General features: G+C 43.2%; 17 protein-coding genes. 10 read left to right on the top strand and 7 right to left on the bottom strand.

All coding sequences use genetic code 11. The annotated features are described in order from the left end of the window. Positions 1-26 precede the first annotated feature (26 nt). Together BY457_RS03005 and BY457_RS03000 are read right to left on the bottom strand one after the other, a co-directional pair. On the bottom strand, positions 27-1,430 hold the full coding sequence (locus tag BY457_RS03005) for an ABC transporter substrate-binding protein (RefSeq protein ID WP_106151843.1): 1,404 nt from the start codon (positions 1,428-1,430) through the stop codon (positions 27-29). A gap of 137 nt (positions 1,431-1,567) precedes the next feature. Then, complete coding sequence (locus BY457_RS03000) at positions 1,568-3,043, bottom strand: methyl-accepting chemotaxis protein (RefSeq protein WP_106151842.1); 1,476 nt, start codon at positions 3,041-3,043, stop codon at positions 1,568-1,570. A gap of 691 nt (positions 3,044-3,734) precedes the next feature. On the opposite strand from BY457_RS03000, the gene BY457_RS02995 reads away from it, so the two are divergent. From BY457_RS02995 to yidD, 4 genes are all read left to right on the top strand, one after another. Next, a complete protein-coding gene (locus BY457_RS02995) occupies positions 3,735-4,919 on the top strand; it encodes a DUF4271 domain-containing protein (protein ID WP_106151841.1) in 1,185 nt (394 codons plus the stop codon). Between the two features lie 50 nt (positions 4,920-4,969). Further along, positions 4,970-5,716 carry a uroporphyrinogen-III synthase gene (locus tag BY457_RS02990; RefSeq protein WP_010662309.1) on the top strand — a complete coding sequence of 249 codons (747 nt, stop codon included), beginning with the start codon at positions 4,970-4,972 and terminating at the stop codon, positions 5,714-5,716. A gap of 99 nt (positions 5,717-5,815) precedes the next feature. Then, a complete protein-coding gene (locus BY457_RS02985; RefSeq protein WP_106151840.1) occupies positions 5,816-6,211 on the top strand; it encodes a ribonuclease P protein component in 396 nt (131 codons plus the stop codon). After that, on the top strand, positions 6,208-6,459 hold the full coding sequence (gene yidD, locus BY457_RS02980; protein WP_106151839.1) for a membrane protein insertion efficiency factor YidD: 252 nt from the start codon (positions 6,208-6,210) through the stop codon (positions 6,457-6,459). The genes BY457_RS02985 and yidD overlap by 4 nt, the downstream gene beginning before the upstream one ends. Positions 6,460-6,463: 4 nt before the next feature. Here yidD and BY457_RS02975 read toward each other — a convergent pair whose 3' ends face one another. Next, positions 6,464-7,018 carry a GNAT family N-acetyltransferase gene (locus BY457_RS02975; protein ID WP_106151838.1) on the bottom strand — a complete coding sequence of 185 codons (555 nt, stop codon included), beginning with the start codon at positions 7,016-7,018 and terminating at the stop codon, positions 6,464-6,466. Positions 7,019-7,142: 124 nt separating this feature from the next. On the opposite strand from BY457_RS02975, the gene BY457_RS02970 reads away from it, so the two are divergent. Then, positions 7,143-8,399, top strand: a complete 1,257-nt coding sequence (locus BY457_RS02970; RefSeq protein ID WP_106151837.1) for a glycosyltransferase family 4 protein — start codon at positions 7,143-7,145, stop codon at positions 8,397-8,399. Between the two features lie 16 nt (positions 8,400-8,415). After that, a complete protein-coding gene (locus BY457_RS02965) occupies positions 8,416-9,162 on the top strand; it encodes a glycosyltransferase family 2 protein (RefSeq protein WP_106151836.1) in 747 nt (248 codons plus the stop codon). A 26-nt stretch (positions 9,163-9,188) separates the two neighbouring features. Here the strand turns inward: BY457_RS02965 and BY457_RS02960 are convergent, their stop codons facing one another. The 4 genes from BY457_RS02960 to BY457_RS02945 all read right to left on the bottom strand — a co-directional run bounded on the left by BY457_RS02960 (position 9,189) and on the right by BY457_RS02945 (position 13,820). Beyond that, positions 9,189-9,890, bottom strand: a complete 702-nt coding sequence (locus BY457_RS02960) for a hypothetical protein (protein WP_106151835.1) — start codon at positions 9,888-9,890, stop codon at positions 9,189-9,191. Positions 9,891-10,367: 477 nt separating this feature from the next. After that, the gene (locus BY457_RS02955) at positions 10,368-11,123 is read right to left on the bottom strand and encodes a succinate dehydrogenase/fumarate reductase iron-sulfur subunit (protein WP_106151834.1); all 756 of its coding nucleotides are present in this window, start codon (positions 11,121-11,123) and stop codon (positions 10,368-10,370) included. 32 nt (positions 11,124-11,155) lie between these two features. After that, positions 11,156-13,096, bottom strand: coding sequence for a fumarate reductase/succinate dehydrogenase flavoprotein subunit (locus BY457_RS02950; protein WP_106151833.1), 1,941 nt, complete (start codon positions 13,094-13,096; stop codon positions 11,156-11,158). Between the two features lie 22 nt (positions 13,097-13,118). Further along, entirely contained in the window at positions 13,119-13,820 is a 702-nt protein-coding gene (locus BY457_RS02945) for a succinate dehydrogenase cytochrome b subunit (RefSeq protein ID WP_106151832.1), read from the bottom strand. A gap of 544 nt (positions 13,821-14,364) precedes the next feature. Here BY457_RS02945 and BY457_RS02940 point away from each other — a divergent pair. The 4 genes from BY457_RS02940 (at position 14,365) to BY457_RS02920 (ending at position 19,928) form a co-directional block, all read left to right on the top strand. Beyond that, on the top strand, positions 14,365-15,717 hold the full coding sequence (locus BY457_RS02940; RefSeq protein ID WP_106151831.1) for a phospholipase D-like domain-containing protein: 1,353 nt from the start codon (positions 14,365-14,367) through the stop codon (positions 15,715-15,717). Positions 15,718-16,039: 322 nt separating this feature from the next. Next, positions 16,040-16,771: a YiiX/YebB-like N1pC/P60 family cysteine hydrolase gene (locus BY457_RS02930; protein ID WP_106151829.1), complete on the top strand. Its 732-nt coding sequence runs from the start codon at positions 16,040-16,042 to the stop codon at positions 16,769-16,771. Between the two features lie 396 nt (positions 16,772-17,167). Continuing rightward, positions 17,168-17,578: a hypothetical protein gene (locus BY457_RS02925; RefSeq protein WP_106151828.1), complete on the top strand. Its 411-nt coding sequence runs from the start codon at positions 17,168-17,170 to the stop codon at positions 17,576-17,578. Between the two features lie 7 nt (positions 17,579-17,585). Beyond that, complete coding sequence (locus BY457_RS02920; protein ID WP_106151827.1) at positions 17,586-19,928, top strand: hypothetical protein; 2,343 nt, start codon at positions 17,586-17,588, stop codon at positions 19,926-19,928. The last annotated feature ends 157 nt before the right edge of the window (positions 19,929-20,085 follow it).

Genomic DNA, 20,085 nt, shown 5'->3' with positions numbered 1-20,085 from the left:
TAATAAAGTAAAAGAGTGGGCGAACCTCACTCTTTTACTATTTTGATATTCTGTGTTCTAAAGCTTTCCCTAATCGTTCTTATGGCTTCGTCGGCCGTCATTTGACCCGCCATTACTTCATGTCCATAGTTGTTGGAAAACCGGCGATCATAATCAAAGATGTACTGGCTGTTTCCGCCAAGGGTAATTTTGTTTTCACCATATTTTTCTTCTATGGAGTTGATGAAGTTCTCAAATTGATCGCCTCCCATCGAAGATGAGGACAACTCTGCCTTGATACCGGTTGGACTTTTGGCGGCTCTTACCCACTTGTCAGCTACTTTGGGCTGATTCATTGCCATCAGAAGTTCTATTGCAGCCTCTTTGTTCTTCGCGTTTTTGGGAACAACCCACATTATCTGATATCCGCCGATATAGTAATTTACCGGTTTTGTTACCGGATATTCAGAAGGCATCATATTGTTCAGGTTGCCATTGTTCACTCCCTGCCAGAAGTTGTACATCCAGGTGGCATTTGAAAAGAAAAGGTATTTCCCATTCAGCATTTCGGGAAAAATATCGTTCCAGATCATCGATGTCCATTCGGGATGGAGCGGTTTATATGGGGCAAGCGTTTCCAGTTGTTTCAGACTTTGGTGCCAGGCTTCTAGTTTGGATTCACTGATGTATTCATTATGGTAATGGTCCGGATTTTCCAGATTGGATAAAAAGAGTTGATTGAAGAGGTTAACCAGGGTTGACCAGTCTCCTGCTTCCAGTATTCCATAAATGCGTTCTTCTTCTCTTACCGTTTGATTGTAGTCGTGCATTGCTTTCAGATAACTCCTGAAGTCCTCAAAGGTCATCCCGATTTGTTTGATTTCAATTCCCAGCTTTTTTGCCACCTCCTGGTTGCTCCACAGGGCGTAATTATAGCCTTCTATAAACGGACCGGGGATGATTCCCGACCATCGTTCCTTGTTTTTTTCGATAACTCCGTCCACGGTATTTTCTGCGAAGCCGTCAATTTGGGTAAAGTCAACCAGATATTTTTCGGCCCAGTCAGGTTCATCAAGGATGATGTTGTTTACGTTGTTGAGCATCAACAAATCGTATTCTGATTGGTCACTTTTCAGTTGTTTGGCAGTCATCTGATCCAGTTTTTGTCCTCCACGGTCGTTGCCAACCAAATCTTCAGGGAAAATCATGGTAACTTTCTTGTCCTGATGGAGGAAATTGTACTCGCGCACAAATTCACGGATGAACTGCTCCCTGTCGCCCTGGCCGAGCCATTGACCTACCATTTTAATTTCTGTTTGTTCAGGGCGTTCAATTTCATTGCTATCTCTTTCCGTGTCCGCTGACTGATTTGAATCAGCGCAGGAAAGGAGATACAGTAAAGAAAAAGCAATGAGGAAAATATTGGATGGAAAATATTTGATTCGTTTCATACGACACGTTTTTGAAATGATTCTTTTGGTTGATATCAGTCTTATTTTGATCGGCCATTGGCATTGTTGATGTTGAGCGTCAATAATGCCGGTGCCTGCCCCGGTAAACAGGGGTACAGAGTGATAAAAACCGCCGGTTAAAGTTCACTGTTTTGTTCATCAATGTCTGTGTTAAAGAAGCGGACGCGTGCTTTCAATTCCTGCGATTCTTTTTCGAGATCGCCGGAATATTTCGACAAATCATCCGCAAATTTGGTGTTTCGTTGAATAACTTCGTTCAGTTGGCTGATTGCGGAGCTGATTTGAGAGGCTCCGGTTTTTTGTTCCATACTGGAGGCAGTTATTTCTTTGATGAGATTGGTGGTATTGCCAATTTCCGGAATCAGCTCGGTCATCATGTCGTGTGAACTTTCCGTAATGTTTACACAGTCATTGGCCAGTTTGTTGATTTCATCCGCCGAAAACTTACTTCTCTCAGCCAGCTTTCTCACTTCTCCGGCAACCACTGCAAAGCCCCTTCCGTGCTCGCCTGCCCTTGCTGCCTCAACTGCTGCATTGAGCGCAAGGATGTTGGTCTGGAATGCTATGTCGTTGATGACCGTTATTTTGTCTGCAATTTCACGAATGTATTTCAGACTTAGCTCGGCTTCGTCCGACATTTTCTTGAGTCCTTCAAAGGTATTGTCGGAGATTTTCTCTGTTCTTAGTGAGTTTTCCGAGTTGTTTTCGATGTTGGCCGACATTTCTTCAATGCTGGCAAGAACTTCCTCTACAGAGGATGCCTGTTCATTAGACCCATCTGCAATAAGCTGTGAAACATCGCTCATGTTGATGCTGGAAGACGAAAGTCGCTGGGAGCTGGAATGGATTTTGGAAACAATCTCTTTAAAAGTTTGGTTCAACTTGTCAACCGCCTTCATTATTAGTCCTATTTCGTCGTTGGAGTTGGTGTTGATTTCCTTGTTCTGTAGTTTACCCTGTTTGAGGTTGTCCAGAACATCCAGCACAATATGAATTTTTGTGGTAATAAACTTGTTAAAAAGGAATAGAATGACAGCTGAAGTAAGTATCAGGCAGAAAAGGATTCCTGCAATCACGACCCAGGTAATATTTGCTTTTTGCTGAACGACCTTGTCTGCTTCTGCAACAATTAGTATGGTTCCCAGTCTGCGGCCGTCGCTCAGAACAATTGGAGCAATGCTGGCGTAACTTTCTTTCGATTGCAGCTCCATATTTTTGAAAACAGGGTCACTTATCTCATCAGTTACCTCCGGGAAATGTTCGTAAAGGGTGGTCTCATCCACATATTTTTCCCGAAAGTCGGGGTTCAAAGAGTAATAGACAAAACCATTGGTTCCTACAATGATGCATTCGCTGATGGTCTCACCAACTACATTTTCCATGATTTCTGCATTCTCTGCCGATTCGTAAGCGAGCGCTCCTTCCGACATCATGTAGGCGGGAGTGCTGATCTGGTTTTCTATTCGGGTTTCTATTTCTCCGGCAAAGGTGCTGATGAAGAAATATCCGATGATGATCAGTGCTGCAAGCTGGGTGAGGATTATGAGAGCGCCTATCTTGTAGGACAGTTTGTTAAAGTATTTTTCGAACATAGCGTTTTGTTTTTGGTTATACAATATCACAAAACAGAACAGAACAGTTTTTACAAATATATAAAAAGTTTTAATTTTTGAAAATGACTTTAAAAAAGTTTGAAAAGATCGATGGGTTTTTGAGCAATGACTAATATAATGGGGTACAGTCTTAATTGATAACTCATGTTTTGTAAAAAAGTTACGATTTTTTGACGTTTTTTTGATTATTGTGGCTGAATCATGAGGTAAACGAAACTACAGAGCTTGATTAATTTCCTGTAAAAGGGATCGTTGCCATATTAAAAACGAAGCTGGCATGGCAGGGTTTCCTGAGAATCGATTATGTATGAGACTTTGCTTGAGGCCTTCATAGGATTTATCGACGGTACGATGAAGGGATGAAATGAGTATGATATTTTTGGCATAGAGATCATAAGAATAGTTCGTATCTGTCCATAACGTACCACTTGCTGCGTTATACCTGCCGCCAAAAGACTCATTTATGTAAGTAAACTGCGCTTTTGACAATCCGTGCGACCGCTAAAGCTTTAGGCGGCAGGGGGTCGAAAGCCCCCGAAGAATAATCGGGGCAGGCTTTGCAATTGTCACTTTCTGACCAGACACTTGTTGTTCCGATTTAATAATTCCATCCCGGAGGAGGATATATTCCTTTAATTTGTTATATTTTTGCAGATTAACCCGATTACAGATGAGACCAAACGAGATTCCCGTGTTTTTGCCAAACTTTCAAAAAGAGGATAGTACTGCGAAGATATTGCAGCCGTCTATCGATGTTCCCGAACGCATTGAGCTTAAGGTAGAGCCACCTGCCATTCAATTGTTGCAGGAGGAAGAGCCTTCTGCTCCAAAACAGGAAGAGCAGGCAGTTCAACAAAAGGCATCGGTATTGGATGCATCCGCTGATGACGCTGAACCCGAAAACCTATATACCGGGCCGGATTCTCTGGATGCCATTTTATTGACCGATTGGCAGGCCTCAGGGTTTCAGGGTGATTTGTGGGTTTCTGAAAGGAATGACAGTATTAGTCTGCTTCCGTTGGATTATTTCCAATACCCAGGGGGTGCGAAAGATGTGGAGGTGGATGATCATGCGAATTACCAAAAAAAGGACGAAGTGGGGATTCAGTCTGTGTCTGACTCCTCCAATATCGCACAAAAAGCGCTCAAAAAGCTGGAAACAGCCGAGATTCAGGATCCCATCCCCGTTAACGTTCATCATCGGGAGGTCCCTTTGCTTGGGCAAAACTGGTTTCTGATACTCCTGGTTGCTCTTGTCGCGCTGACAGGCCTTATCAGGTTCAAATGGCACAAATACCTTTCAGACGTTTTTAGTGCTGTTTTTTTCAAAAACATTGCAGGTAAATTACAATCTGCGAACAGCGGAGGTCGGGCTGTAGCGTCTTTTTGGCTGGAGTTCTTGTTTTATGCCAATTTCGCGTTGCTGTTTTTTGAATCTTTACGTCTTTCGGGGCGCACGTTTTTCGACCTTTCGGGTTGGAGGCTGCTTATCCCTTTGTTTGGGTTTCTGATAGTCATATTTACCCTTAAATTTATCGTATATAGGTTTATTGGATGGGTTTTCCGGGTTCAGGAAGCAACTTCGCGGTATCTTTTTCAATCCTCGGTAATGAGCAAGGCGTTTGGATTGGTTTTGATGCCACTGGTGGTTCTTTTTCCTTTTTTGGAGCCTGAGGCACGACATTGGATCCCATCTATTGGCTTTTCTGTCTTTGTTTTAATGTATGTAGTTCAGGTAGGCCGCGGAATTGTGGCAAATTTAAGGGGTGGGCTTTCAGGTTATTACATATTTTTGTACCTTTGTGCCCTGGAAATTTTACCCTTGTCAATGCTGATTAAAGTGCTGTTTTATTGACGTAAAGAGTGTAATGGTTTCTGGTTTTGTTGAACTAAAACTTAAGCAAATTGAAGATCAAAAAAATCCTGGTTTCGCAGCCTAAGCCGTCAACACCAAAATCCCCTTACTTTGACCTGTCGGAAAAGAACAATGTGAAGATTGATTTTAGGCCGTTCATTCAGGTTGAAGGGGTCTCTTCTAAAGAATTCAGACAACAGAAAATTAATATTCTGGATCATACCGCAGTGGTTTTTACCAGCCGAACTGCTATTGACCATTTTTTCCGGATCTGTGAAGAAACCCGGGTTACGGTGCCCGATGACATGAAGTACTTTTGTATTTCGGAAGCTACCGCCTTCTATCTCCAAAAGTACATTGTTTACAGAAAACGGAAGATTTTTCATTCCACAGGGAAATTTCCCGACCTGGTGGAGGTAATCAAAAAACACAAGCAGGAGAAATTTCTGGTACCTCTTTCGGATATTCATAAACCTGAAATTCCCAATCTGCTGACCAAGGCTAAAATTAAATATACCAAGGCCATCCTTTATCGTACGGTTAGCAGCGATTTGAGTGATCTTAAGGACATCAATTATGATGTTTTGGTCTTTTTCAGTCCTTCGGGAATAAAGTCGTTGATGCAAAACTTTCCCGATTTTGAGCAGAAAGACACCCTTATTGCTTCTTTTGGCCCCGCCACAGCGAAAGCAGTAAAGGAAGCAGGACTTCGGCTGGATATTCAGGCTCCTATGCCTCAGGCTCCTTCAATGACGGCAGCGCTCGAGATGTATATTAAAAAGCATAACAAAAAATAACAACGATATTTGAACAGTTAAAACACTCCTTGCCCGGGTCTGGGAAGGAGTGTTTTTTGTATGTAGAATATTTTATCAGGGAATGAAGGCAAGTTGAAAATGAAGCAAAGAGCATTCACTTTTGGGAAATCGGAGAAACTTTGCAGTCGGAAGGTAATTGACAAACTTTTTGACCGTGGTGAAGCTTTTATGGCTTTTCCGCTCAGGGTGCAGTATTTGTGTGATGCACTTCCGGAGGATGTACAGGTTCAGGCTATGTTTTCGGTTTCCAAGAGAAGGTTCAAAAGGGCTGTAAAGCGTAACTTGCTGAAGCGCCGAATGCGTGAAGCCTATCGCCTGAACAAAGAGCCACTCCTCGCTGTTTTGAAAGAGAAAAACAAGCAGGCAGGGATCGCTTTTCTTTTTGTTTCAAAAGAAGAAATGGATTATCATTCTATTGAGAAGGCTATGAAGAAGGCCATTCAAAGGTTAATTAATGAGGTGCAGGGTTTATGAGGATGCTTCGGAAAATATATGAGGGCTTTAAAAAAATCCTGGTTTTTCTTCTGATTATTCCTGTTAGGATTTACCAATGGGTAATATCACCGATGATCGGGCCTTCGTGCCGGTACACACCAACCTGCTCCGTCTATTCCGTTCAGGCGCTGAAAAAACATGGACCTTTTAAAGGGCTTTGGCTGGCGATCAAACGAATTTTGTCCTGTAATCCATGGGGCGGAAGTGGACATGATCCGGTGCCGTAGCGGTCTATAATCCCCAGAATTCAGGTTTATTCATTGATTCGGAGCAAACCACAGATCCAACGTTTTTACTCAGCCCTTTAAGGGTGAGGGCCTGAACCATCCATTTCTCACGGCTCTCATTAGTAAGTGTCGCCGGGGGAGCAAATCCGAAACTTTCGGCTTCTGGTACGAATCCAAATTTCTTATAGTATTCAGGGTTTCCGAAAGTGAAAACCATCTCGGTTCCCATTTGCTTAAGTTTTTTTATACCCTCTTCTATCAGTAATTTATTGACTTGGGAGTCCTTGTATTCCGGGATTACAGCCAATGGTGCAAGAATGCTTACATGGTCCGACTGGTGCCATCCGTCCACCTCAGCATTGGCGAAAATAGCATAACCCACAGCCGTTTGATCGTCAAATGCCAGAAATGTAACAACGGGTTGCGCAGCATTGTCCTTGATAATTCTGGCCGTTAAATCAGCTTTTTTATTAGAACCAAAGACTGTTTTATCAACAAAGAGGATGTGCTTTAAATCTGCATCTTTAGCTTGTAATATTTTTATCTCTTTTCCTTTCATCTCATTTCCGCTTTTTTGAGGTTACCATATTGCATGGATGTTTTATCCCTGTTTTGTTAGCACAACAAATCTTCGGGCGGTATCGTTCAAAAATTATATCTTTACCCATAAATCCCGAATATCCGTGAAAGTATTACATATCAATAAAAGCGATCATGTGGGAGGCGCTGCAGTGGCTGCGGTGAGACTTCTGGATGCTTTGCATCAGCATGGCACCGATGTGCGTATGTTGGTGCTGGAAGGTTTCGGAGATCACGCAAGGGTTGAGTTGTTGGGTCGCTCCGGGATATATCGACAGATGATGTTTCTTGGAGAGGTTTTTTCCTTTGTTCCTTTTGAAAAAAACCGGCAGAATCGTTTTTCCTTTTCCCGGAGTAGGTTCGGTTTTGACATCAGCCGTCATCCTCTGGTTCGTGAGGCGGATGTTATTCACTTGCATTGGATTAATCAGGGTTTTTTATCCCTCAAGGGACTCCGTAAATTAATAGATCTTGGAAAACCGGTGGTGTGGACCCTTCATGATACCTGGCCTTTTACCGGAGGGTGTCATTATCCTGGAACTTGTGGCGGGTTTACTTCCACCTGCGGCCAATGCCCCATGCTTAAATCGCCAGCTCCGGATGATTTGTCCGCACGTCAGCACGAGACCAAAGAGAAAATATATAAAGATGCTGCCATTACATTTGTGGGTTGCAGCCGCTGGATGCAGAAGATGGCAGCCGGAAGTTCGCTTGTTCGGAAGGATTTGAAACATGAAGTGGAGCAGATTTTCAATCCCGTGGACACCCGGCTTTTCCGACCTGTGGATAAGATGAAATTGCGACAGAGTCTGGGTTTGCCGGAAGGGAAGAATTTACTGCTTTTTGGAGCCGCTAATGTTGCTGACCCCCGAAAAGGAATAGGACTTTTGTTAAGAGCGCTGAATTATATTGCGCAAAAAGAACCTGAACTGAAGGAGAAACTTGAGTTGATGGTTTTCGGGAAAAACATTGAAGTATTGGGCGGTCAATTGCCTTTTAAGCTTCACTCATACGATGTTGTAACCAGCGAAGTTGAGATGGCCGGCCTGTATCAGGCTGCAGATTTGTTTGTCTTGCCGTCGATGCAGGACAATCTGCCCAATACGGTGGTTGAATCCATGGCTTGTGGGACCCCCGTGGTGGCTTTTCAAATTGGCGGTGTTCCGGAGATGGTTCATCATATGAAGTCCGGGTTTCTATCGGCTCCCGGAAAGTCTAAAGAGCTGGCCCTGGGCATCCTTTCAGTTCTGGAAAACCATGCGGAACTGGGGAGGAATGCACGGATTTTTGCTGAGGAGAACTTTGATCCTGAAGTTATTGCTCAGCAATATCAAAAATTATATCAGCAAATTACCGGGTGATTTAGAAAATTTTCGAATGCAAAGACCTAAAATAAGCATAATTACCGTTGTTTTTAATGATGCCGAAAATCTTGAGTCCACCATTTCAACAATCCAACAGTTAACCTATTCCAATTTGGAATATGTGATCGTGGATGGCGGGAGCACCGATGGGACTCTGGATGTAATCAGACAGAATGAAACGGTACCTGACCGCTGGATCAGTGAGCCTGACAAAGGACTGTACGATGCCATGAATAAGGGGATGGAGCTGGCTACCGGGGATTATTTCTGGTTTGTAAATGCCGGTGATGAACCCGCCTCACCCGATGTGTTAGACAATCTTTTTGAGAAAGATACTCTTGCGGACGTTTATTACGGAGAAACGTTAATGATCCATTCTGATGGCCGTGAAATTGGTTTGCGTCGGTTGTCGCCACCGGAAAAGCTAAATTGGCGTCATTTCAGACATGGTATGCTGGTAAGTCACCAGGCGTTCATCGCATCACGAAAAGTGGCCGGAAAGTATGATTTAAGGTATAAATTCTCGGCAGATTTTGACTGGTGTCTTCAGGCTCTTCACGGAGCTTCAGAAATCCGAAATACGCATAAGGTATTGTGTCGTTTCAGAGAGGGCGGTCTTACGAGGCAGAATATTGTTCCGGGTCTGAAGGAGCGGTTCCGGATAATGGTCAGAAATTACGGGCTTGTCTCAACCATACTTTCGCACTTTGTTATTGCCCCGAGGTTCTTTTGGTTTTGGGTTGTGAACAAACGCTTTTAGCCTGTTGATTACAAGGAAATATGAAGTTATTCCGGAGGTTCTTTTTCCGATGGACGATAGATATAGACCACTCCGTATTCCGAGGCTTTTTTCCTTTTTTGATCCGGTTCCAGGTTGTTGAAGGTGGCTTCCACTTCATTCCAGATTTTCACAATGAGTTGGTCAGCCGTTTCTCTCTCCTGAGTAACCTTTTCATGCATTTTCTGTGAGGTTTTGAGCAGATCTTTATGGAAGTCGTAGTTTTCCTGAAATTTTTCGAAACGCATTTTTACCATGGCAATGGTGGGGTTAAACACCCTCGACCCGCCCTGGCTCATGCGTTTGTCCTCTCCCTGAATGACTTTTTTGCCCCATTCCAGTAATTGTTGTTCGGTATTGATGTCAGGGATGGCTTTTGTTTCACGATCCAGGCCGTAAAATGATCTGACATCTGGTTTTAATTCTCCCCGGGTTATGGCCATGTTCACCACTTGCAAGAAATGAGAGAGATACATTCGGGATAATTTGAAGTGCTCGGAAAGAGATTTTCCGAATTTAGCCTGACGGTCACGACTGAATTGATACTGTTGAATGGCCTGTTCATATTGAGGCACGAAAGCTTTGATGTCGAAAAGTGATTTTTGAGAAAAGGCGAGTTCCATTGGTGGGAGCTGAGCCCCTTTGCTTTGGGCTGTTTTAAGTGCCCTCAGTCGGGCCTGGTCAGTGTTTGGAAGTCGTCTGTATGGCATGGTCTCTCTTTTTGCGGCGCTATGAAGTTAAAAAAAAGATTTTCTACATACAAGACTAATAACTAATTAGAGTCCATCTATAAATTCGGGAAAGTTTGCAAAAAGTCATGTGTCTGTTCAGAAAGGGCCAATTGCTATGCCTGCCCCAATCCTTTGGGGACGCAAGTGGTACTTTATGGACAAACACTAATTAGTGCCCGTATATAAAGTCGGGAAAGTTTCTGGCTGGAGCTGTGTCTGTTCAGAAAGTGCCAGTTACAAGGCTTGCGAAGTCCGAAAATACGGAGTTTACTTTTCGTAAATGAGTACTTTTCGGACAAGCGTAACGCAGTAAATGGTACTTTATGGACAGACACTAATTAACAAAAAAACCCGCTTTCGAATGATTGGGAAAAATCAGCGAAAGCGGGTTGAAAATGTATTTGTTTTACCGTGATATCAGGGAGTTTGTCTTTTTGCAAAGACGGTTTCCATGGTTTAGTCCTGAGCCTTGGCTTTTAAGAACTCACGGTTCAAGCGTGCGATGTTTGCCAATGAAATGCCTTTTGGACATTCCACTTCACAGGCACCGGTGTTGGTACAATTACCAAATCCAAGTTCGTCCATCTTGGCAACCATATTTTTGGCACGGCGAGCACCTTCCACGCGTCCCTGGGGGAGCAGCGCCATCTGGCTAACCTTGGCTGAAACGAACAACATGGCCGATCCGTTTTTACAGGCGGCCACACAGGCACCACAGCCGATGCAGGATGCAGCGTCCATAGCCTCGTCAGCATCGGGCTTGGGAATAGGAATGGCATTCGCATCAGGAATACCTCCTGTATTTACTGAAACATATCCACCGGCTGCAATAATCTGGTCGAATGCGGTACGATCCACGATAAGATCTTTAATTACCGGGAAACCAGCAGATCGCCAGGGTTCAATGGTAATGGTCTGTCCATCCTTGAATTTACGCATGTGCAGCTGGCAAGTCGTGACATCATCATCGGGTCCGTGCGGACGTCCGTTGATGTAAAGTGAGCACATACCGCAGATTCCTTCACGACAGTCGTGGTCAAACGCTACAGGTTCCTCTCCTTTGTTTATCAGTTGCTCGTTAAGGATGTCAAGCATTTCAAGAAAAGAGCTGTCTGTAGAAATATTGCTGAGCTCATAAGTTTCGAACCGGCCTTTGGCTTTGGGGCCGGCCTGACGCCAAACTTTGAGTTTGATATTTATTGAATTTTCCATGATTGATACTTCGTTTTAAATTAACACCCTGTTTACTTGTAGTTACGCTGAACCAGTTTCACTACTTCAAACTTCAGCTCTTCTTTGTGAAGTTCGGGCTCCTGATCCTCGCCTTTGAAGAGCCAGCAGCCGGTGTATGCAAATTTGTCGTCCTGACGCAGTGCTTCACCCTCTTCGGTCTGATACTCTTCACGGAAATGACCTCCGCAGGATTCCTCACGGTGCAGTGCATCGCGGGCCATCAGTTCACCTATTTCGATGAAGTCGGCCAAACGTGCGGCTTTTTCAAGCTCTACATTCATATCTTCTTCCGAACCGGGGATACGTACGTTGCTCCAGAACTCTTTTTTGATGGCCTGGATTTTTTCGATGGCCTGTTCCAGACCTTCTTTGTTGCGGGCCATACCCACGAAGTCCCACATCACAAGACCCAGCTCTTTGTGGATGCTGTCCACTGAGCGGTTACCCTTGATGTCCATCAGTTTTTCGAAATGGCTTTTTGCTGCCTTTTCAGCTTCCTCAAACTCTTTCTCTTCGGTGGTCATGCGTGGGGTGGCAATATCGTCTGCCAGGTAATTCTGGACTGTATAAGGCAGAACAAAATATCCGTCTGCCAGACCCTGCATCAATGCTGATGCTCCCAAACGGTTGGCTCCGTGATCTGAGAAGTTGGCCTCTCCGGCGGAGAACAATCCGGGAACGGTGGTTTGCAGTTCATAATCTACCCAGATACCGCCCATGGTGTAGTGGATTGCCGGATAAATCATCATAGGTGTTTCGTATGGATTGTCGTCCACAATTTTTTCGTACATCTGGAATAGGTTTCCGTAACGAGCCTCGATGGCATCGCGTCCCAGACGCTCGATGGACGATTTAAAATCGAGATATACAGCAAGACCGGTGGTTCCTACTCCGAAACCTGCATCGCAACGCTCTTTGGCTGCACGTGAGGCCACGTCACGGGGAACAAGGTTTCCGAAAGCAGGATAACGACGCTCCAGATAGTAGTCGCGATCTTCCTCAGCGATTTCAGTAGGCTTGAGTTTTCCTGCGCGGATGGCTTCAGCGTCTTCTTTCTTTTTGGGTACCCAGATGCGACCATCGTTACGAAGTGATTCCGACATCAGCGTAAGCTTACTCTGGAACTCTCCGTGAACAGGGATACAGGTTGGGTGAATCTGTGCGAAACAGGGATTGGCAAACATAGCGCCTTTCTTGTAGGCTTTCCAGGCTGCTGATCCGTTGGATCCCATGGCGTTGGTAGAGAGGAAGAAGGTGTTTCCGTATCCTCCGGTGGCCAGTACAACGGCATGTCCGAAGTGACGTTCCAGCTTACCCGTTACCAGGTTGCGCGAGATGATACCACGAGCCTTGCCGTCCACCATTACAATTTCCACCATTTCGTTGCGGGTATGCAATTTTACGCTTCCTGCATTTACCTGGCGCATGAGGGCCTGGTAGGCACCGAGCAACAGCTGCTGACCCGTTTGTCCTTTGGCATAAAATGTACGACTTACCTGAGCACCACCAAAAGAGCGGTTATCGAGCAATCCGCCATACTCACGGGCAAAGGGAACACCCTGAGCCACACATTGGTCGATGATGCTGTTGCTGACTTCGGCCAAACGGTGTACGTTGGCTTCACGGGCACGATAGTCACCACCTTTTACTGTATCATAAAACAAACGGTAGATAGAGTCACCGTCATTCGGATAGTTCTTAGCAGCATTGATACCACCCTGTGCTGCGATAGAGTGTGCACGACGTGGGGAGTCCTGAATGGTGAAGACTTTTACATTAAAGCCCATTTCACCAAATGAAGCAGCTGCAGAAGCACCTGCCAAACCGGTACCAACAACAATGATATCCAGTTTTCTTTTGTTTGCGGGGTTAACCAGTTTCTGGTTAGCTTTATAGTTTTCCCATTTCTGAGCTATTGGCCCTTCGGGAATCTTTGCATCTATTTTTACCATAATCTCTCCGGTTTTTTAATGATTAGCCTTGATAGAACAAATACTGAAGCACGGGAATGATGGAAAAGCCAAAGCCAATTACAAAGGCAAAAATATTGCCCAGAACCGTCAGGCGCTTTCTCCAAATCTGGTTGCTGAATCCGATGGTCTGAAAAGCCGACCAGAAACCATGAGACAGGTGAATGGCCAGTCCCACGGCAGCAACCACATAAACAATCACAATCCAGAGATAACTGAAAGTGTGATTGACCAGTGCGTAAGCATTTTCGACTTCGGTCTCAACCCCGCCAATGGTAATGGTGGTGTGCTCCAGTAACGGATCGCCGGTAAGTTTCATCTTCACCCAAAAGTGTGCGATGTGCAACACCAAAAAAGCACCTATGGTAATTCCCAAAACCAGCATGTTTTGAGATGCCCAGGTAACGCCGGTGGTCTTTTTCCCTGATGCATACCGGGCTGATCCACGTGCTTTGCGGTTTTCCAGGGTCAACTTGATTCCATACAATATGTGAATCAAAAACCCGATGGCCAGCAATGGCTCAATGACCCTGATGGCAGGCGTTGTGGCCATAAAATGTGCCCCGGCATTGAAAAATTCACCCCCGTCGGGGATTAAAAGAAACGAGTTCACGGTTAGGTGAACCAGCAGGAACATAATCAGAAAAAGTCCTGAAAGGCTCATCAGCAACTTCTTCCCAATAGAAGAACCAAGTGTACTGCTCATAAAATCATTATTTTTTAGTTGTATCTCGATATTTATTTTACCCCTTTGGGATTTTAGAAATGCAAAGGTAGATGCTACGTTTTTTATTCGCTAAGAAAATTAAAGAAATTGTTCTTTATTTATAACAAGTCTAATTTGCCGGGCTGATTTACACCTCGTGATGAAACACTATTTTACATCTGCGATGCAATTATTTACATTTTGGAGGTTTTCGAAGGAATCTTAGTGTAAAGATAGGATAAAAAATGTGTTTTTTGAAAACTTCAGGTTGGTTTATTTCCGGTGGTTTTAACTTCTTTTAGTGGATGTATCTTTCTTGAGTTTCTTCTGGTGAGTTGAATTCCCTTTGCAATTTATGTATCTTTCTAAGTAAACAAAATTTTTGAAGATTGCATATTCCAGGGTTTTAAAAGAACCAATGGTTCGATGTAATTATGAATTTGCATTCTGAAAACTACTGGTGTTTAAATAGTTCCTCGTTAGTCATTATCGAAAAGTTTAACGGAATACTGTCTGAAAAGGAATCATAAAAAAATGATTGTGCATGATGTCAAATTCTAAAATCAGAGAAGGGAATTATGTGGAGTTTTTACCCTCAGGGAAATTGTCTTTTGAAAAACGGTGGAAGCTGATTGACAATGCCCAGGAAACCATTCATCTTGTCACCTTTTCGTTTATGAATGATGAAACGACGCATCGGTTGGTGAATAAGCTTTTGGAAAAGCTGAGAAGAGGGGTTGAAGTTAAAATCATATTAGACCAAATTGTTAATAAAACGACTTTTGTCGGGAAACTATTGAAACGGCTTGAAAAAAACGGGGCTGAATTGCATCAATACAATCCACTTGGTCAGGGATGGAGAATCCACTGGGAAGAAGGCCACCCATTTAAGCAGCTGATGCGAAATGCCAAGCTTAAACTTAAGCAGCACTTTCATGAAAAATACATGGTCATTGATGGGGAGGAGGTGATCCTGGGAGGGATTAACTGGGGAGATAAATATGCTTACGGTGGCATAAGAGAAGAAGCGTGGCGTGACAGTGATGTTTATCTTAAAGGACCTGTGGTAAGGGATATTCAAATTCAGTTTTTGAAGGACTTTTATCGATACAAATTGTGGGAGAGAACAGTTCGCGAGAAGCCCCGTTCCCGGTATTATGAGTTTGTAAAAACCATCAAATGGATTAACTCCGGCTTTGTAGAGGAGCAGTTTCCCGGTTACCTCAAAAATAATAAACCTTGCGGAACTGCCTCCGTGGCATATATGGCTCACAAGCCATACGACGATGAAGAATTACCTCTTACCAATAAATTTCTTGAACTAATAGCTTCTGCAAAGGAGCATATTTTTTGGGGGTGTCATGGTATTCGTCCGCCAAGAATTTATGGTTATTATCTGGCCGAAGCTGTGAAAAGGGGTGTGGAGGTTCATTTGATTACCTGCAGCAAAAAATCCTCTAAAAGTTTGATGCTGAACGGTCTATTTGGCTGGATGTACTGGGAATGTACCAAGCATTTTAGGTATTTGCTCGAGAATGGAATACATATTTATGAATGGCAGCCCAAAGGTGCTTTTCATTCTAAAAATCTATTGATTGACAACACTGTTTGCTCCATTGGATCCTACAATATCGCAAGGGGATCAACTTATCACCATTCAGAAAGCAATGTTTTGATATATGATCCGGAAATTATAAGGCAGGTTGAAGCACAATTTTACATAGATTTAAAAGACTGTCGTGAAGTAATTTTAAGTGAGATAAAACATAAGCTTCCGGCCCGAAATGCCTTTGATCGGGTATTGCATGAACGTGACCTGATGATTGATAAAGAGCTGATTCCGGAAGAAATATTTAATGAACTTCTCCGGAAGAATTACAAGCGGATATTGACATAATCTTTTTTTGGCCATACATTAAGCCTGATTAGGGCCACTTCTTTCATCAGTATAAAATTTGTTTAAGTTATTGGTCTGATGGAACTCACATGAATGGGGTTTATACATGTTCTTTTGTGGATTCCTTGCCATGCTCGTTTCATCCGTATAAAATTTGTTAATTAAGGTCGAATGGAACTCGTTCCGAACAATCGGGACTTGTTTCATTTTACCAAAGCTTATCTTCAGGTGCCACTCAATTTGCATAATTGAGCGGCTTTTGTGCATTCCGGTTTTCATTCTTTCACCGGAATGGTTGGTTGTTGTGGATAAATGAAGAACTATGAAACTGCTTGAAAACCTGCGCAACAAAGGCTTAACCTTTTTTGGAGACATTAAGGTTTATGTCTATCCAATGTTTTTACTTTACGATCCGGGGAGTTACCTTATCAAAGGAGATGAGATGAGGGAGGCCATGAAAAGTGTCAGGCCCGGAGATATCTTAATAAGGGGATATCGTTCCTATCTGGATGGTTATTTTATTCCCGGATTTTTCACGCATGCAGGTATTTTTATTGGTGAGACAACGTTGGACAAAGCCCGGAAATACGTTCCTGATGTAAGGCAGGATGCAATCGTTGCCGGAGAACAGATGGTCATTCATGCTATGGCGAAAGGCGTGTTTATGGAAGACTTTCTAAACTTCTGTCGGTGCGATTATATGGTTGTCCTCAGACGAAATCCATCTATTGAATCCGGGAAAGGTGACAACCTCAGTACCGATGAAGTTATTGGTTCCGCAATTCGTTTTCTCAACAGACCTTATGATTTTGGGTTTAATTTTTCCAATTACAATGCTCTTTCCTGTACCGAACTGGTGTATGCATGTTTTCAAAAAGTCCTGAAAGATTATGGGGTGAGTATTAAATCCCGCCAGGTGTTTTTTCTCAGGAAAGAAATTTTGATTCCCGATGATTTTATTACGCCAGGATTCAGGCTTGTCTGGAAAAGTAAGAGTGTCAGGTATTCTGATATTGCAGTTATTCAGTTGAAGAATAAGAACCGCAACGGTTAAATTATTTCGATAATATCATAACAATAGATCGTTAGATTTTAGAAGTTAGAGGTTAGATGAAATCGTAAGGTATTGACATTCTGCATTTTATCAAAAACACTTGTTTAAGCATAAATATCACAAGAGAATATGTTTTAAAAAATATAATGCGACAGCGAAGCGGTTTCATTCGTGCTCAATTTTTTAATTAGTTTTTTATCAGGCAAATACAAAATTTTAAACGAATAAAACAGTTGTGATCCTACTACTAAACAGTTGTAAGAGAGTCCGTGATTGTGTTGAATTAAAATTATGTGTCTATGAAACGAGCATGGCAAGGGATGTCACAAAAGACAATGTATAAATTCCTTACATGCGAGTTCCATCAGACCAATAACTTAGATAAATTATATACTGATGAAAAAACAGGAAAAGAAATCCGGAAAAAGTGTGGACAATCCCGCTAAAGCTCCAAAAGAAACAAAAAGAACTACGATTCCTGGTTTAAAAGCCCGGAAGATAACTTTCAAAAGACCAGATCTGATTGATGCAGTTGGTTTTGAGAAGTTTTCCCCAGGAATTCAGGAGCAACTGAATGAGTTGATGGAGCATGAAAAGATAATTACCGCCAAGCTTCGGAATCCAAAGGAGAAAGAGCTTTTTGTGCAAGATCCCGGGGCTTTTTTGGAAAAGCATAAAATCAAGGTATCTCCTTTTTTGGAAAGGAAAATGAAAGGGTTCAGACTGCAGGAAATATTGCCTGTAGAGGATTTTATGATGCCCAACGGGCAGAGGCTTGTTCCCAAAATTAGGATTAACATAAAATAATAGTGCTATGGCAGGAAGTCAAACACATGGATTTGACATGGTTATTGAAGTAAGTACAGCGACCATCAATAATCTTGTCTCCGGCATCTTCGATAATGAAGGTTTTCTTGGTAGTTTATTCCCCGACTCTTATATTCTTGAGAGGTTTGATCTTGCAACCAACTTTAACCGACCGCCGGATGTTCCGGCTTCTGCGGAAAACCCCGTGGAATTAATAGCATCGCTCGAATTTGGAGAAGAAAATACAGGACAGCTTAGAATTGTTGCGGGGATGGTGGTTGATCGCTCTGATGAAGACATGGATCTGGTTCAAATAGATTTCAAGGATCATCTGTTTGTTTGTGAATTATCTATTGACGGCACATCGATAGGGCTGGTCAATACTTTTGTGGCAAATAGGCTTAAGGAGCATTCCATTCCACTGATTCCTATTCCGGTGAATCGATCTTCTTCAGATACGCTTGATATAACCAGAGCTGATTTGAAGATTATTGATGATTCCACAGATGAGGATGGAGATGCGTTAGGTGTGATGCTTACTTTTGGAGGAGGGACAGCAGGCAACCTTGGAGCCTTTAACAGTGCCTTTGCCAGAGAAGGAGCTGGTGCCGCAGTCGCGATTAATTTTGACTGGCTGTGCCGGAATATAGGGCCCAGGATAGAAGAATCCATTGGTCTTTCCGAAGGGGCGTTTAGCAATTGTCGTTTCCGCGGAAGTCACACAATAAAAGATGGAGTAAAACTTACCGAACTTGATATTGCCCCCGGTGATGATAATATACAAGTTTCCGGGAAGGTTAAGAAATCAGGCACTTGTTACGAGGCTTCAGGGGAGATAGGGGCCCGTATTTTTGTATCCATTCAGGCGGGTGAATTGAGAGTTCGTTTCGAGACTGATGATCCTGATATTGACGTGGATATTCCCTGGTATTGTTATCTTGCAGGTGGAATCCTGGGAGCTCTTGGCGGTATCCTGATTGGAGTCATTTCATCAATTGTGGGTGCCATATTGATTCCTTTGATATTGTGGATTGCCCAATCTGTGATAGAATCCACAGTAAGTAATATTGCTGGCCAGGTAACGGATGCAATCGGAGGGGCAGGAGTAACAGTTCCTCTGGTTGGTGTGGGAAATGTACTTGACCGGGCCTTTATTGATGACCTGACGATTACCTATGACTTGTTTCCGGAGGAATATGCAGAAGTTAAATCGGAAGGCAATCTGACCCTTCGAAATGGTTATTTCCTGGATTTGGATAACGGAATTGTGAAAAGCAGCAACTTTAGCGGAGCTGAATTTCAATTAGAGGGCACTCATGTGGGGCGAAAGATGAAAACCCTTTGTGGAACATCACTTGGTGCCGGCAGGTTGCCTGATTTTTCAAAAGCCAGAAGATTTCATCTGTATCGGTTGACATATGGAGAGGTTAATGAGGTTCCTTTTGATCAGGTTGCGGTATATGTAGATTTTCCGCTGCCATGGATTGAAGATAAGTATGTTTGTTCCCGAAGAGTATTTGGGGCAAAAACTTCTGATGGGTGTCTGAGTCTTTTTCAGATATATCATGTGGATGATTCGAATTATTACATTCGTTATCGTACTTATCAAATGGAGTCGTCAACGGTGCGCATTGTCGGGTCTTTCAGATGCCGGCCTGCATGGGCGAATTTTGAGGTGGCTGAAATTAACTATACCTCTGCCGCTGAACTAAACAGTCACTTTAGGGAAAAGGTACAGCTGGAATTTGATGACAAGTCACTGGATTTAATTGATAAAGTTGAAGCAATCAGAAGCGAGCGTGTTGATGAAAAGCAGGGCCTGCAGGTAGCTTTAAAAAGCGCGATACCAGCAGTTGATGCTAAATTAGAACCTCTTTATGGTGAAGCATTAACACTCGATAAGCAATTTTTGGATTACCATAAAGCAGTTGGGGATTGGCTGGAAAGAAGGGTTCCGGAAAGAAAAAGTAAAACTGGTCATTTTCGGGCTTCGGTGGATGGAGATGCCGTTGTTTCTTCAGTCAATTGGTCGGTTGACGGACATGGACTTAAGCCGGAAACTGAAGGTGAAGTTCGTGTGCAGGGTGAAGTCTTTGAATATAAAACTTCCGGTAATTATCTTACTTTATCATCCAATTCGGGAAAAGAGATGGAAGTTCCCATAAAGGTGATTGTTGTTACTGAAAAAGGGTCGGTGTTTACAGAAATCCGGTGTGTTCCATTCAAGAATGACTGTGGTTATACAGTGAGAAGAATCCCATTGTTTATGGAATACATTGAGAAATTCAGTTCCGAATTCGGGATTGTGAAAGCACGCTCTAAAAAACCGGAACTGATAGTTTCGCGTTAAGGATTGGATTTCTCAGGAATCATATACAGAGGCTCATCGGAGTGCAAAGACGCCTGGATAAAGGGTTGTCTCCTCTTTGCATTCCATGAGTCTTTTTTTGTCCATCCACCTTGTAATTAGTGTCCGTCCATAAAGTCCCGTTTACTACGTTACGCCA

Source organism: Marinilabilia salmonicolor (assembly GCF_003003035.1).
Lineage (GTDB): Bacteria > Bacteroidota > Bacteroidia > Bacteroidales > Marinilabiliaceae > Marinilabilia > Marinilabilia salmonicolor_A.
Note: the sequence above shows the minus strand (reverse complement) of the source record. Positions and strands in the feature narration are given on the sequence as shown.